At 36.6% G+C, this 15356-nt stretch carries 14 protein-coding genes; 11 read left to right on the top strand and 3 right to left on the bottom strand.

Annotated elements, in window-relative coordinates:
* The first annotated feature begins 172 nt into the window (after nt 1-172).
* Complete coding sequence (locus tag ACFQU5_RS03630) at nt 173-1336, top strand: PstS family phosphate ABC transporter substrate-binding protein (protein WP_390284847.1); 1164 nt, start codon at nt 173-175, stop codon at nt 1334-1336.
* A 197-nt stretch (nt 1337-1533) separates the two neighbouring features.
* On the opposite strand, the gene ACFQU5_RS03625 is transcribed toward ACFQU5_RS03630, so the two are convergent.
* Nucleotides 1534-1734, bottom strand: a complete 201-nt coding sequence (locus ACFQU5_RS03625; RefSeq protein WP_036203795.1) for a cold-shock protein — start codon at nt 1732-1734, stop codon at nt 1534-1536.
* A 479-nt stretch (nt 1735-2213) separates the two neighbouring features.
* On the opposite strand from ACFQU5_RS03625, the gene ACFQU5_RS03620 reads away from it, so the two are divergent.
* The 8 genes from ACFQU5_RS03620 to rbsB all read left to right on the top strand — a co-directional run bounded on the left by ACFQU5_RS03620 (nt 2214) and on the right by rbsB (nt 10798).
* Nucleotides 2214-3941, top strand: coding sequence for an ABC transporter ATP-binding protein (locus ACFQU5_RS03620; RefSeq protein ID WP_390284845.1), 1728 nt, complete (start codon nt 2214-2216; stop codon nt 3939-3941).
* 238 nt (nt 3942-4179) lie between these two features.
* Nucleotides 4180-4746, top strand: a complete 567-nt coding sequence (locus ACFQU5_RS03615; RefSeq protein WP_390284843.1) for a hypothetical protein — start codon at nt 4180-4182, stop codon at nt 4744-4746.
* Nucleotides 4747-5170: 424 nt separating this feature from the next.
* Nucleotides 5171-6157, top strand: a complete 987-nt coding sequence (locus ACFQU5_RS03610; protein ID WP_390284842.1) for a LacI family DNA-binding transcriptional regulator — start codon at nt 5171-5173, stop codon at nt 6155-6157.
* Complete coding sequence (gene rbsK, locus ACFQU5_RS03605) at nt 6154-7032, top strand: ribokinase (RefSeq protein ID WP_390284840.1); 879 nt, start codon at nt 6154-6156, stop codon at nt 7030-7032. The genes ACFQU5_RS03610 and rbsK overlap by 4 nt, the downstream gene beginning before the upstream one ends.
* Nucleotides 7029-7418: a D-ribose pyranase gene (gene rbsD / locus ACFQU5_RS03600; RefSeq protein ID WP_390284838.1), complete on the top strand. Its 390-nt coding sequence runs from the start codon at nt 7029-7031 to the stop codon at nt 7416-7418. The genes rbsK and rbsD overlap by 4 nt, the downstream gene beginning before the upstream one ends.
* A gap of 24 nt (nt 7419-7442) precedes the next feature.
* Nucleotides 7443-8939: a sugar ABC transporter ATP-binding protein gene (locus ACFQU5_RS03595; RefSeq protein ID WP_390284836.1), complete on the top strand. Its 1497-nt coding sequence runs from the start codon at nt 7443-7445 to the stop codon at nt 8937-8939.
* Nucleotides 8926-9867 carry a ribose ABC transporter permease gene (gene rbsC / locus ACFQU5_RS03590; RefSeq protein WP_390284834.1) on the top strand — a complete coding sequence of 314 codons (942 nt, stop codon included), beginning with the start codon at nt 8926-8928 and terminating at the stop codon, nt 9865-9867. Before ACFQU5_RS03595 ends, rbsC begins: the two co-directional genes overlap by 14 nt.
* Nucleotides 9868-9880: 13 nt before the next feature.
* Nucleotides 9881-10798, top strand: coding sequence for a ribose ABC transporter substrate-binding protein RbsB (gene rbsB, locus ACFQU5_RS03585; protein ID WP_390284832.1), 918 nt, complete (start codon nt 9881-9883; stop codon nt 10796-10798).
* 53 nt (nt 10799-10851) lie between these two features.
* On the opposite strand, the gene ACFQU5_RS03580 is transcribed toward rbsB, so the two are convergent.
* Complete coding sequence (locus ACFQU5_RS03580) at nt 10852-11274, bottom strand: DoxX family protein (RefSeq protein ID WP_390284830.1); 423 nt, start codon at nt 11272-11274, stop codon at nt 10852-10854.
* A gap of 313 nt (nt 11275-11587) precedes the next feature.
* Between ACFQU5_RS03580 and ACFQU5_RS03575 the strand changes: the two genes are divergently transcribed.
* On the top strand, nt 11588-12211 hold the full coding sequence (locus ACFQU5_RS03575; protein WP_390284828.1) for an HD domain-containing protein: 624 nt from the start codon (nt 11588-11590) through the stop codon (nt 12209-12211).
* Between the two features lie 182 nt (nt 12212-12393).
* Here ACFQU5_RS03575 and ACFQU5_RS03570 read toward each other — a convergent pair whose 3' ends face one another.
* Entirely contained in the window at nt 12394-13704 is a 1311-nt protein-coding gene (locus ACFQU5_RS03570; RefSeq protein ID WP_390284826.1) for a hypothetical protein, read from the bottom strand.
* Between the two features lie 107 nt (nt 13705-13811).
* Here ACFQU5_RS03570 and ACFQU5_RS03565 point away from each other — a divergent pair, with 107 nt between their 5' ends.
* Nucleotides 13812-15344 (top strand): AbgT family transporter, encoded by a 1533-nt coding sequence (locus tag ACFQU5_RS03565; RefSeq protein WP_390284824.1) that lies wholly within the window; start codon nt 13812-13814, stop codon nt 15342-15344.
* Nucleotides 15345-15356 lie beyond the last annotated feature (12 nt).

The following is a 15356-nucleotide window of genomic DNA, read 5'->3' as shown; positions in this document are numbered from 1 at the left end:
GCCTATACCATAATTATGAGTTTGTAAGAAAGAAGATACGTATTCTATCAAAATATTTCATGCCAAGTCGCTGTTTTAAAATATGAATCGTATTCTTAAGCAATATATTATTATTGTAAACTAAAGGACTTCACCTCCTCTAAATCGAAGTTAGAAGAAGGGGGTTTTTCATTTGGAAAATAAATCAGTGTTTGACCGAATATTTATGACGAGTTTCCTATTTATTTGTATTGCTTTTGTTACAGGTATTGCGGTGTTATACTGCCTACTAATGGGGAAAATTCATTACATAGGGCTTTTAATTGTGATTGCAGTTATACTTTTTTTACTATTCGTTTTTAAGATATATCAACTTCTTAAAAATAAAAAAAGAAAAATAGTTTTTTTCACGATTGCCATATTTGCAGTAGGACTAGCATCTATCCCTCCGATATATAAAGGGTATTCAAATCAATTGGCGACAGTAAATGGTGATGTAGATATTTATGAATACATGCCCTTTTCAAACAATTCGAAAATAGCTAGTTTGAGCGAGACACCTTCGCTGGCAATAAAGGACAGTTTACCTAAAATCGATGGAGCAACTGCTCTGTATCCACTGTATTCAGCTATTGTTCAAGCTACCTATCCCGAGAAAAATTATGACTTGCATAATAGTGAAGTAATGGTAAGTACAACGCCGGATGCCTACACGAAATTATTCGAAGGAGAAGTCGACATGATCTTTGTTGCCGCTCCATCCAAATCGCAGTTAAAACGTGCAGAACTGCTTGGATTAGAATTACAACTTACCCCAGTTGGAAGAGAAGCCTTTGTATTTTTTGTCAATAACAAGAATAATATTGATGGATTATCAACTGAGCAGCTTAAAGGCATTTATTCTGGAGAAATTACCAATTGGAAAGATGTTGGAGGAGAAAATGATGCAATTCGTGCTTTCCAACGTCCAGAGGATAGCGGTTCGCAGTCTGCATTACAGTCATTTATGGGAGAAAAACAAGTCATGGAAGCACCGACAGAAAATATTGCCTCAGGAATGGGTGGTATCATTAGCCAAGTGGCACAATATAAAAACTTTAAAAATGCCATTGGTTATACTTTTCGCTTTTATTCAACCGAAATGGTCCAAAATAAGAAAATTAAATTACTCGAGATTGAAGGGGTAGCTCCCACAAAAGAAAATATACGTAACGATAGTTATCCAATCGCCTCGGTAATCTATATCGTTACAGCCGGTACAGAAAATCCCAACGTAGAAAAACTAATCAACTGGGTATTATCCTCACAGGGACAAGAACTTGTTGAGAAGGCTGGTTATGTTCCGGTTGAAGAGTAATGAAGCACAATTCAGCCTAAAATGACTTCGTTCATGGTACATCTTTTACGAGACTCTCTTTAAGCTAATTTTTTCCTATCCCCACAGTAAAAAATGAAGTATCCATCTTTCGATACTTCATTTCTTTGAACAATACGAAAAGAAACTATTAGACAATAAAAAAACCAGTCTTACATGTATGTCTGACTGGCACCAACTTATAGTTTAACAACATTTGAGGCTTGCGGACCGCGATTTCCTTCAACAATATCAAATGATACGGGTTGTCCTTCATCTAACGTTCGAAATCCTTCTTCTTGTATGCCAGTGAAGTGAACGAAAACGTCTTCACCATCATTGCATTCAATGAAACCATAGCCCTTTTCATTATTGAACCATTTCACTTTTCCTTGGTGCATAGAGGCGTTCTCCTCCTATTTCGTTAGTATGGCATTTATTAATATCGAGCTATTACGAATTAAAATATACATTATTGTGTTAATAGTGTCAACATTTTGACATTTTATTGGAACAGCTGATCTTTTGTTTGTCAGAAAAAATTTATGATTTTTGTCTGCTTGTTTAATTCCTTCGATAATCTAAGGCGCTGACCCTCGCCAGCCGGTAACGTTGTCAGTGATTGTCCCCATGCTTTTAATTATGGTATTAAACAACTATTTTTACTACTGAATGGATAAGTTGATGCGGGGAAACAGTGATTATTGTAGAACATAATAGTGATATCATCCGAGAATTTGATTGGGTAATAGCCCTTGGTCCGGAAGGTAGAAGTGCGGATAAAAATATAGGACACCAGAACATATTGCGGCCTAGAAAGAAACTTATAGCGGGGTATTTAAATTTAAAAAATTAATATGAAATTAGGAGCTGTAAAAAAATGAACAAGCAAAATAATAGTGTCAAACCATTTTTATCTTTGATTTTTTCTATCGGCATTCCGAAAGCAGCACTTGCTTTTGGGTTAATCTTCAGCTTAATTACGACAATTGTAGGACTTACAATTCCTATGCTGACAAGAGAATTTGTCGACGGGTTTTCTCTATCAATAATCAGTACAACTTTAATTATTCTCATTGTAGGAGTGTTTATCTTACAAGCAGTAATTGATGGCATTTCAACTTATTTACTTGCCTATGTTGGCCAAAAAGTAGTATCTAATATGCGAGAAAAAATGTGGCTAAAAATGATACGCTTGCCAGTTTCGTATTTTGATGTACAACAAAGCGGGGAATCCGTCAGTCGAATTGTCAACGATACGGGAATCGTAAAAGATTTAATCTCCCAGCATTTCCCACAATTTATCTCAGGTCTTATTTCGATTATCGGGGCAGTTATAATACTGTTTGTTATGGATTGGAAGATGACTTTAATTATGTTGATCTCTGTACCGGTAACAGTAGTTATTATGGTTCCCCTGGGATCAAAAATGGCGAAAATTTCGAAAGGACTACAGGATAAAACGGCCACTTTTTCAGGGAATATTCAGCAAACTATAAGTGAAATTCGCTTGATGAAATCTTCTAATGCTGAAAATTATGAGGAGCAAAAGGGAAAAACGGGAATTAATGCGCTATTGAAATATGGTTTGAAGGAAGCAAAGATCTTTGCCCTAATCGGTCCATTTATGTATACCGTTGTCATGTTTGTAATCGTAATGATCATTGGGTATGGAGGGGTGCGTGTAGCAGAAGGAACGATGTCAACCGGTTCTCTTGTTGCCTTCCTGTTATACCTTTTCCAAATTATTTTCCCTATAACATCCTTTGCCATGTTCTTTACACAGCTACAAAAAGCAAAGGGTGCAACGGAGCGAATTGTTGATATCCTTGAAATGCCTCTAGAAGAAGGGCAAGAAGGATTTGAAATGGATTTAAAAAATGAACCGATTGAAGTTAACAATGTGTCATATGCATATAATGAGGACGAGCCTGTTATTAAAGGGATTTCATTTAAAGCAAATCCAGGAGAGATGATCGCATTTGCCGGACCAAGTGGTGGAGGTAAATCAACTTTATTTGCAATGCTGGAACGTTATTATATTCCTGCATCTGGAATGATTAAGGTTGGTGAAACACCTATTAATGAAATTTCATTAGTTTCCTGGAGAAGTCAAATTGGCTATGTTTCACAAGAAAATGCCATGATGTCTGGTACAATTCGAGATAATCTTTGCTATGGGCTAAGTGAAGAAGCTTCAGATGAACGTCTTTGGGAAGTAGCGAAAATGGCCTATGCCGATGAATTCATCCGTTCTTTCGCCAATGGTCTCGACACTGAAGTAGGTGAGCGCGGTGTTAAATTATCTGGTGGTCAAAAACAGAGAATTGCAATCGCACGAGCTTTTTTACGGAATCCCAAAATCTTGCTAATGGATGAAGCAACCGCAAGTTTAGACAGTCAATCAGAGAGTGTTGTCCAACAAGCGCTATCCAGACTAATGGAGGGCCGTACAACCTTTGTTATTGCTCACCGACTCTCGACCATTGTTGATGCGGACAAAATTATATTTATCGAAAAAGGTCAGATAACAGGAATAGGTACTCATTCAGAATTAACAGAAACGCATGAGTTATACCGGCAATATGCAGAACAGCAACTAACTTAATATTTGAAACCTATCTGTCTCAAAAGGATGCTTCGCAACTTTTGAGGCTTTTTTTATTGATTATTTTAGATTTGATTGTATGGATAATTAGCAGGTCTTGGAAAATTTGATTAACTTTAGTTCCCTTTTCTTATTTTTAATATCCGTACATACGCTAGACATAAATTATAGAAAGAATCCAATGCTCTTGTAACTTTATTGCCATTTTTCTGTCAAATTTGTAAAGGGGGAATACACCATGAAAATAAAACTGCTGATTGTTTTTCTTTTAATGTTTCCTTTCTTAGTCAATTTTTCAACCACTTCGAGTTTTGCTTGTTCCTGTGTAGTGCCAGGTACGACACAGGAGGAACTGGATAAAAGTGATTTCGTCTACTCAGGTAAGGTAATAGAAATTTACGACCTAAATGCAAGAGCAATCGTCAAGTCATCCATAGATTTGCTAGAAGTAAAATTTGAAGTTTTAGATACATGGAAGGGTGTAAACGAATCGGAAGTGCTTGTATATACAGAGCGTGACTCAGCTAGCTGTGGAGTCAATTTTACAATAAATGAGGAATATTTAGTTTATGGCAATGAACATGACGGTAGGAAATCGGTTAATCTTTGCTCAAATACTGCTTTATTAACAGAAGCAACCGATGATTTAGAAGCGCTAGGAGAGGGACAAAAGCCTACAAAGGAGGTGGACCTAGGCAAGGATACCGAAGCCTCGATGGATATTCCTATTATAATATTTGCTTGCATTTCCATATTAATTATCCTTGTAAGTACTATGTTAGTAAAAAAGGTTAATAGAAAATAAGTTGAAAAGGTAGCTCCTTCTAATTTGGGCTACCTTTAATTGCGTATATCGAGTTTACTACTGATGACATGGAGATTTTTCTAAGCACTTTTATGATGCTGCTTTGTACTCAATAGCCAAATCAGTTTGTAAGATATTGACTTTAAAACAAATTTGTGAAATTATGATGAAAATTAAATTTAAGTATAGCTTAATTGATTAATATGTGACATACTATAAAAAGTTTAATTGAGCTTACCTTTAATAGTAAGACATTATTGCCTTTTAATGGTTATGTGAATAGGTTATTAGATAACTGGCATTAAGATTCATGTATACAAAAGGATCCAATCATTAAGATTGTGGAACCGATTACATAGTTGGTTTAAAACATTGTGTAACCGATACCACATTAACATTTAACTATTTTGAAAGTGAGAAAACGATGGCTACAATTAGTGACGTTGCAAAATTAGCTGAAGTATCTGTTGCTACTGTATCTAGATATATAAATGATAGTGGTTATGTAGGGAAGAAATCACGAGAGTCAATCGAATCTGCCATACAAGAACTAAATTTTGTTCCTAGTGAAGTGGCACGATCTCTTTCAACAAAACAGTCGGATATTATCGGATTAATTATTCCTGATATCAAGAATCCGTTTTTTCCTGAGTTAGCTAGAGCTGTAGAAGATACCGCCTTTGAATATGGTTATACCGTTATTCTTTGTAATTCAGATGAAAATGCGACCAAAGAAAAACATTACTTACAAAAGCTCACAAATAAATATGTGGCAGGGATTATTATAACTTCGATTATTGAACAAGAAAATCATTGGCACAATGTAAGATTGCCAATTGTTGCATTAGATCGGCCAATTAATTCGAAAGTTCCCACTGTCACAACAAATAATGAAAAAGGTGCGAAGATTGCAACCAATTATTTAATTGAATGCGGAGCAACAAACCTTCTATGCATTAGTGGCCCTAAAACTTTTGTCTCCTCTCAAACAAGGATTGAAGGTTTTAAATTGGCTGGCAATCAAAAAAATATAAGCACACATATTATAGAAAGTCCTTATGATTTTGAAATAGCTGAAAAAATTCTATATGGCTATTTAAAGAATAACCCTGCCATTGATGGCATTTTTGCATGCAGTGATGCATCGGCTATAGGGGCCTTGAAAGCAGCACATCGATTGGGTATTCGCATTCCTGAGGACATGCAGATAGTAGGGTTTGATGGCATACAAGTTGGAAATGTTGTCACACCTGGTTTGACGACAGTTGCTCAAAATATTTATCAGTTAGGGCAAGCGGCAGCTAAGCTGCTAATCGAACAAATTGAAGGCGATAAAATAACGCAGGAATCTGTTTGTATTGATCCACAGCTTATTATTAGAGAAACAACAAGAAAGGAACGATTAGAATGATTACTGTAATTGGCAGTATTAATATGGATATAGCGATTCAGACGGATATTTTCCCGAAACAAGGGGAAACCGTGCTTGGTAACTTGTTCACAACAATTCCAGGTGGGAAAGGAGCAAATCAAGCTGTAGCAGCAGCAAGACTTGGCAGCCAGGTACAAATGGTTGGTGCTGTTGGGCAAGATGCTTTTGGAACCGAGTTGTATACTAATTTAACAAATGAAAATGTCCATGTAGGGGGAGTCGTGAAATCAAGCAATTCTACAGGGATTGCTAATATTCTTCTAAATGATAATGACAATCGCATTATTGTTGTACCGGGTGCTAACTTTGATGTAGACAGACAAATGATTGATCGGAATATCGACCTAATAAAGAAAAGTACTCTAGTAATGCTACAATTAGAAATTCCAGTCGAAACAATAGAGTATGTTCTTGAAGTCTGTGAGAAATTATCGATTCCTGTATTATTAAATCCGGCTCCTGCAGGTAATTACAAACCTGAATGGATTGAAAAAGTGACATACTTAACACCAAATGAAACGGAATGTGAAGTCATCTTTGGAACTGATTACGAAACGGTCTTAAAACAATATCCAAATAAAATCATCGTGACGCTTGGCGGGGATGGGGCAGCTTACAATGATGGCACGAAAATTGTAAAAGTTCCAGGCTTTACAACAAAGGCAGTCGATACTACTGGAGCTGGGGATACTTTTAACGGAGCATTTGCCCATGCGATTACAATGGGGAAATCCATTGAAGAGTGTGTTCAATTTGCTAATATTGCAGCTTCACTATCAGTTGAGAAATTTGGTGCTCAAGGTGGCATGCCGCAAATTGAAAAAGTGATGGAACGTTTGGAGGGCCTGAAATGAAAAAACAGGGCATCTTAAATCGAGAATTAGCAGGACGTTTTGCCAAATTAGGTCATACTGATCAAATCGTTATTGCAGATTGTGGTTTACCGATACCAGATGGAGTTCCATGCATTGACCTTGCATACAAGCTTGGGGAACCATCATTTCTTTCCATCTTAGAAGTAGTTTTAGAAGATTTAGTTGTAGAAGCTGCTGTAGCAGCAAAAGAAGTTGAAACAAAGAATGAGAAAATAGCTGCTAAGTTAAAAGGCAGTTTATCAAATCTCTCATATGTATCACATGAGGAATTTAAAATACTTACAAAACAAGCAAAGTTAATTATTCGCACCGGTGAAACGACACCATACGCGAATGTGATTTTACAAAGTGGTGTCATTTTTTAAAAATTTAAAAGTAGGTGAAGTTGCATGATTCAAATGTCAGGCATATCTAAAGCATTTAATGGAAACGTCGTATTAGAAAATGTTCAGTTTGAATTAGCGAATGGCGAAATCCATGCCCTAATGGGTGAAAATGGTGCAGGTAAATCTACGATGATGAAAATATTAAGCGGTATCTATACAAAGGATGCTGGAGAAATCAAAGTGGATGGACATGCAGTACAATTTAAATCTCCAAAGGATGCAGAAAAACTTGGTATTGTAGTGATTCATCAAGAACTAAATATGCTGCCAGATCTAACAGTCGCACAAAATCTATTTCTTGGTAAAGAACTAACATATGGAAAGACAGGCATCTTAAAAAATCGCCAAATGGAAAAGGAAGCATCTGAGCTGCTATCAAAATTAGGGCTGGATATTAACCCCCGTACACGCACAGGCGATTTATCGGTAGGGAAACAGCAAATTATCGAGATTGCCAAAGCAATTGCTAGTGATGCGAAATATATTGTCATGGATGAACCTACAGCTGCATTAACGGATCGAGAAATCGAAACATTATTTAAAACCATTCATGAGCTAAAAGCAAAAGGCATTTCATTTGTTTATATTTCCCACCGTATGGAAGAAATCTTTGCAATTTGTGATCGAATTACGATTTTACGTGATGGTCAATATGTGGGCGTACGAAACATACCGGATACGAATTTTGATGAAATCGTCGCGATGATGGTCGGTCGTGAGCTAGGAGAACGGTTCCCGGATAGAAATTGTGCAATTGGCGATACAAAATTAGAAGTACGAAACCTTACAGTTAATGGGTTATTTCAGGACGTTTCCTTCACGGTTAAAAAAGGAGAAGTTCTTGGAGTAGCTGGATTAATGGGGGCAGGACGTACAGAAGTTGCTCAAGCGATCTTTGGCTATCGAAAAGCAAGTAAAGGTGAAATTTTTATTGATGGACAAAAAGTTAGCGTTAAGTCACCAATTGATGCCATGAAGCATGGCATTGGTTTTGTTACGGAAGATCGAAAAACGGAAGGCTTAGTGCTTGATTTCTCCATTAAAGACAATATCGCATTAGCCAACCTTGAAAAGTGTTCGTCTTCAGGAATTGTGAAGGCTGAAAAAGAAAACGTCATGGTTGCAAAATATATTGAGGATTTAAAAATCCGGACTTCCGGTCCAGATCAAAGCGCAAAATCGCTAAGTGGCGGGAATCAGCAAAAAGTCGTTATCGCCAAATGGCTCGGTACAGATCCAGAAATTCTTATTCTGGATGAACCTACGCGCGGAGTAGATATCGGTGCCAAAAAAGAAATCTATCATATTATCAACCAACTAGCAGAAGCTGGTGTGGCCATTTTGATGATATCCTCTGAACTGCCGGAAGTAATTGGAATGGCAGATCGTGTCATCGTTATGCAAGAAGGCAATTTAACAGGTGAAGTAAACAAAGAAAATATGACACAAGAAGTCATTATGCAATACGCAACAGGAGGAGAAAAAGTTGTCCAATTATAAATCAAAAGAATTAGTCTCTAAACTTGGACCACTATTTGGTTTAATTTTATTAATTATTGTTGTCTCAATCTTAAATCCAAGTTTCTTATCAATCGCAAATATATTCAATGTGTTACGTCAAGTGTCAATCAGTGCAATTATTGCGTTCGGTATGACTTTTGTTATACTTACAGGCGGAATTGATTTGTCAGTCGGTTCAACCTTGGCATTAACTGGCGCAATAGCAGCTAGTTTACTTTCAAGTGGGATGGATCCATTTTTAACAATGGGGATTGCTTTAATCATCGGCTTAATTTTAGGGGCAATTAATGGTGTAGTTATTACAAAAGGTAAGGTAGCGCCATTTATCGCTACACTTGCAACAATGACGATCTATCGTGGTTTAACTCTCGTTTATACAGACGGTCGACCGATTTCCGATCTTGGTGATCACTATTCATTCCAATTATTTGGGAAAGGATATTTCTTAGGATTCCCAGTACCGGTTGTAACGATGGTTATTGCGTTTATCGTTCTTTATTTCATACTACAAAAAACAACATTTGGCCGCCGAGTATATGCAGTTGGTGGAAATGAAGAAGCTGCGAAACTTTCAGGTATTAATGCAGACCGTGTTAAGATAGCAGTGTATGCGATTACAGGATTATTGGCATCACTTGCTGCTTTAATTTTAACTTCCCGTTTAAATTCAGCTCAACCTACAGCAGGAGAGTCCTATGAGTTGGATGCAATTGCAGCCGTTGTTTTAGGTGGTACAAGCCTAAACGGTGGTAAAGGCTGGATTTTTGGAACATTAATTGGTGCTTTAATTATTGGTGTGTTAAATAACGGTATGAACTTAATCGGCGTTTCTTCCTTCTGGCAACAGGTAGTAAAAGGGATCGTTATATTAATCGCTGTCTTAATGGACCGCAAAAAAACTGCTTAAGGAGAACAGACACATGAAAAAGCTAACTTTATTATTTGTAGCACTTGTCACAATAGTTCTTTCTGCATGTTCGATGGAGTCTCCATTTTTAGAGAATGCAAAAGAGGATACTGCAGGTGGAAATGCTTCATTTAAAATTGGTTTCTCTATTTCAACTTTAAATAACCCTTTCTTTGTTACATTAAGCGAAGGAGCAAAAGCAAATGCACAAGAACAAGGTGCAGAGATTTCCATAGTAGATGCGCAGGATGATGCATCCAAACAGGCTTCAGACGTAGAGGATTTAATTCAACAAGGTGTCGATATGATTCTAATCAACCCAGTGGATTCTGCAGCAGTTGGCTCGGCAGTTGAATCAGCAAATGCAGCAGGGATTCCGGTAATTACGGTTGACCGCTCAGCTGAAAGTGGTGAAGTCGTTTCACATATTGCGTCTGATAACGTAGCAGGCGGTGTTTTAGCTGGAGAATACTTGCTTGAATTAGTAGGCGAAGGGGCAAAAGTTGCAATGCTTGAAGGGACTGCCGGTTCGTCGGCAGCACGCGATCGTGGAGAAGGATTCCTTACGGCTGTAGAAGGCAAAGTAGATTTAGTTTCCAGCTTAACAGCCAACTTTGACCGCGGTGAAGGCTTGACAGTTATGGAAAATATGCTTCAAGCAAATCCAGAAATACAAGCGGTCTTTGCACAAAATGACGAGATGGCTTTAGGTGCCCTAGAAGCAATTGAAGCGAGCGGCAAGGATATTAAAGTCATTGGTTTTGATGCAACAGACGATGCAGTGGCGAAAGTAGAAGAAGGAAAGCTAGCAGCAACAGTTGCTCAAAAGCCGGAAGAAATCGGGAAAGCAGCGATCGAAACAGCTGTTGCCTATTTAAATGGTGAAACAGTAGAGGAATTTGTTCCTGTTGACTTAGAGTTAGTAAAATAATAAAAATCTGCAGTTTTAATTGTGCCATACAATTAGAGCTGCAGTTTTTTAATTTAGTTTCGGAATTGTATTTTTCCTTTCGGATTTTTATTTTTTTCTGCAAATAGTTGATCCAGTGACATTAGATTACTTCCTGAGAAGAGCAGGTACATGGCCATTGCAATAAGTGCTACATTAAATTCGAAACCATTCAAAAAACCTTGCTCAAATTTCACGAAAATGATTGCACCGGCCATCACTGCTATAAGAAGAAAAGATATAAAACGAACAGAAAAACCGATGATTAGAAAGAAGCCACCAATTACTTCAATTCCGGCCACCCCAAATCCAGCAATTTCTGCATATGGAATACCGTACCCATCAAACATGGAAATCGTTTCAGAAATCCCATCCTTAAACTTCACGATGCCGTGCAGAAGAAAAATGCCCCCTAAAACAAGCCTCAGAACAAACCCGCCAACTTCATTCTTACGCATAAATGAAACTCCCCTCCAAAACTTCTTTTTACTATCATATTGTGGCTCGTCCCAATATAATACTGTTCAGGTGAAATAGTTTTGCTAGTAGGGTGGGGATATTCTTTAAAAGAAGTAATTCGTTTTAGTCTTGTAGGGCGAGTAGCTTGTAAGAGGGAATTTCGCGAGTAAAGAGGAGATTCGCCGGTAAAATAGAAAAAGTCGCACGTAAAGATGGGGAAGTAGCCCGTAAAATAGTGAAAGTCGCTCGTAAAGAAGAAGCTAGCACATTCCCTTTATTCTATCTATAATAGAAACATTAGGAGTGATCAATATGATAAATCAACTACAAGAAGCTGTTAAAGAAATCTATAACCAATTTGATGCGAGTCATGATTTTCAGCATATCGAGAGGGTCCTTCAAAATGCGGAAAGCATTCTTGCGACAGAACCCCAAGCAGATCGTGATATTGTCCAAATTGCGGTACTTCTGCATGATGTTAGTGATAAGAAATATACTGACTCTAAAGAAAATGAAGATGCACTACTAAACTCGCTGAATCTTTCAAGTGATCAAAAGCTACATATCAAAGAAATCATAGAAAGTGTTTCATTTAACGGTGGGAATGAAGTTGCGGCAAAATCAATCGAGGCTAAAATAGTGCGAGATGCGGATCGTTTGGATGCTATCGGTGCAGTTGGAATTGCCCGTACATTTGCCTATGGTGGGGCGAAGGGCCGAAAATTGTATGATGATGCAGAAGAAGTGAGATTCGAGATGTCTGAGGAAGATTACCGATCGAAAAGTACAGCTTCTGTTACACATTTCTATGAAAAGCTTCTCTTATTAAAAGATTTAATGACAACAGAAAAAGGAATGCAAATGGCTGAAGAACGCCATGCATTTATGGAGAGTTTTTTGAATCAGTTGAATGCTGAAAGAGAAGGAAGGGCTTAGGATATTGAGTTTTACTCAACTCCTTTTTCAAGAATAAATTAAATAAATATAAAACCGTTAATAAGATTTTTTTAAAAGCATAAAAACCCTAAAGTTGAGTAAGTTACATCCGCCACTTTAGGGTTTTATTGTTTTATTTTTTTAATTTAAAATTAACATAACGATGTGATGTTCAGAGAAATCTAGAGATTCATTTTGTATAATTTACTAGGGCGACCTTTTGCTCTAGTCACATTATTTGCAATAGGTGAAGCGTAATTAAATTCCTCTAGACGTTTTAATATCCGGCTTGCTGTACGAACCGAAATAGACATGTGAATACTCAAGTCTTCAGCTGTTAAAGATTCTTTATTTAGTTTGTATATTAATCCGTAAATTTTTTGTAAATGAAGCAACGAGATATTTGTGTTATTGGAAATTTCCTCAAGTTTATCAATATCAGAATCTTTCATGGCAATTGATGTCTTGCCATCTAATGGTCCGATTAGATGATTTTCTTTCGTTAAAATATAAGATTCTGTTAGCGAACCTGTACAATAGGTTGCGGCTTTCTCAGCTTGGATTCTTGCCTCCTGCAATGTTTTGCCGATGCCCCATCCGATTTTTACTTTGAAAGAAAGTTGTTCCCGTAAAAAATCAACTAAAGAGCAATTTTGTTGATTATTTGTAATCATGGAAAAGTCACTATAATTTGTAAGCAGTTCATAGTGAATTGCACTTCTATATGTAATTAACGATATTCCTAATTTTCGATTAAAATCCAGAATCGATTTATAGAGGGCAATTTGACGGTATTCAATTTCCGTCGGATCATTTTGGGACATGGAAAATTCCAGATATCCTGCTACAACTTGACTATTCATTAGATTAACTACTTCAATTTCTTTCAGTATCTCTAAAATAGTTATCTTCATACTGTCGAATGTAGGGGTAACAAGAATTGGCTGGATATTTTCATTTTCAAAATACGTATATAAATTTGTCAACCTTGTAAGTGAAAAGCGGATTCTTTTTTCCTCCCATAGTTTTGCATGGGCTTCATATACAACTTCATAAGCATTTGGTTGGCCAAAAACTTCAATACTATCACTAAGATGATAGGGAAGATCTTCAGGCAATACTATGTCTTTTAAACTCAAATAATTGTTCTCTTTGAAAAGAAAATCAATCATGGAATGCTTGAAGGAAAATTCGGGATACTTATATTGTATCTCCGCTATTTTATAGTAAAAATCCCGTTCGGTAATATCAAAAAAAGCACAAGGTATAGTTGAAAAGTATTCATTTAAATATTTTTGAATATGTAAGTATGGAATTTGCCCACTGAGAATAACCCCATCATAATTTTTCACCTTCTCAAGAAACAGTTTCTCTAAATGACTTAAATCATCATAAATATAAATTTGCAAATTGACATTATTGATTTTAATACTTTCACATTTTTTTACCCATCGATATGAATATTTAGTTGAAAAGACGCATATATTATACATTTAAAACCCTCCTTATTTACTATTGTGGAAATTTTCGAACTTTTTTAATATTTATTTTAAGACATTGTAATAAATAGTCCAAAAATAAAAAGGGGGAAAAATAGAATATGAAAGATAATACAGAAATCAAAGTTGATAACAATGGTGCTTTCAACAAATTCCTGAATGCTGTCGAAAAAATCGGTAATAAGTTGCCGCATCCATTTATGCTCTTCTTGTATCTTACACTTATTCTAGTAGTAATTTCATTTATTTTAGGAACGATGCATGCTTCTGTTATCCATCCTAATACAGGTGAGACAGTAACTGTTAATAATTTGCTGTCAAAAGAAGGGATTCGTTATATTTTAGAAAATACTTTGACAAACTTTACTGGTTTTGCACCACTGGGTTTAGTATTAACAATGATGCTTGGTATAGGTCTATCTGAGCGAGTAGGACTGTTTTCTGCATTGATGACAAAAGCAATTATTAAAACACCAAAACGAATCGTTACATTCATGGTCGTTTTCATTGGTATTTTGGGTAATATTGCATCGGATGCAGCATTTGTAGTAATCCCTCCTTTAGCCGCATTGGTATTTTTATCTTTGGGAAGACATCCGCTAGCCGGTTTAGCTGCCGGGCTTGCCGGTGTTGGTATTGGATTTACAGCAAATATTTTAATTGCAGGTACGGATGCATTATTGTCTGGTATTTCAACGGAAATCGCCAAAACAATTGATCCGGATATGGTAGTGTCAGCATTAGATAACTGGTTCTTTATGAGTGCTTCAACGTTTTTACTAGCCTTTTTAGGGGCAGTTGTTACTGATAAAATCGTAGAACCACGTTTAGGGCCATATAATGGTGAAAAGAAAGCAGATTTACACGAACTGACGCCACTAGAAAATCGAGCATTACGCAATACTGGAATTGCAATCTTACTCTATGTTGGCTTGTTAATCGTTTTGATGGTTATTCCAGATTCTCCATTATTAAATGACGACGGTACAATTTTACGTTCGCCATTTTTATCCGGTATAATACCGATTCTAGTTGCTTTCTTCTTATTGGCAGGTATTACATATGGTGTGTCGGTTAAAAAGATTACTAAGGTAGCTGACGTTCCAATTATTATGGCTGAGGCAATCCGGGATTTGTCTGGTTATATCGTATTGATCTTTATTATAGGTCAATTTATTGGATACTTTAACTGGACAAACATCGCTACGTGGATGGCTGTACATTTAGCCGATATCTTAACTGCAATAAAATTAACAAATGTCTTTGCAGTTGTTTTATTTACTTTACTGGTAGCTGTTCTGAGCTTATTTATCATTAGTGGATCTGCTCTTTGGTCACTTGTTGCACCTATTTTTGTTCCGACATTTATGCTGCTGGGTTACCATCCTGCTTTTATTCAATTGGCATATCGTATCGGGGAATCGTCTACAAACATGGTAACACCACTCAATCAATATTTCGCTATAATTTTAGGGTTCATGTTAACCTACAACAAAAAAGCCGGTATTGGAACTCTGATGTCATTAATGATTCCGTACACAATCGTATTTTTAATTGCATGGATCCTATTGATGCTGGTGTTTGTAATATTTAATATTCCGATTGGTCCAGGGGTTCACTACTTATTAAAATAGGAGATGATTTAG

This window comes from Ureibacillus sp. GCM10028918 (genome assembly GCF_042666115.1).
Classification (GTDB): Bacteria; Bacillota; Bacilli; order Bacillales_A; family Planococcaceae; genus Ureibacillus.
The sequence above is the reverse complement of the archived record's forward strand: the minus strand, read 5'-3'. Positions and strand labels throughout refer to the sequence as shown.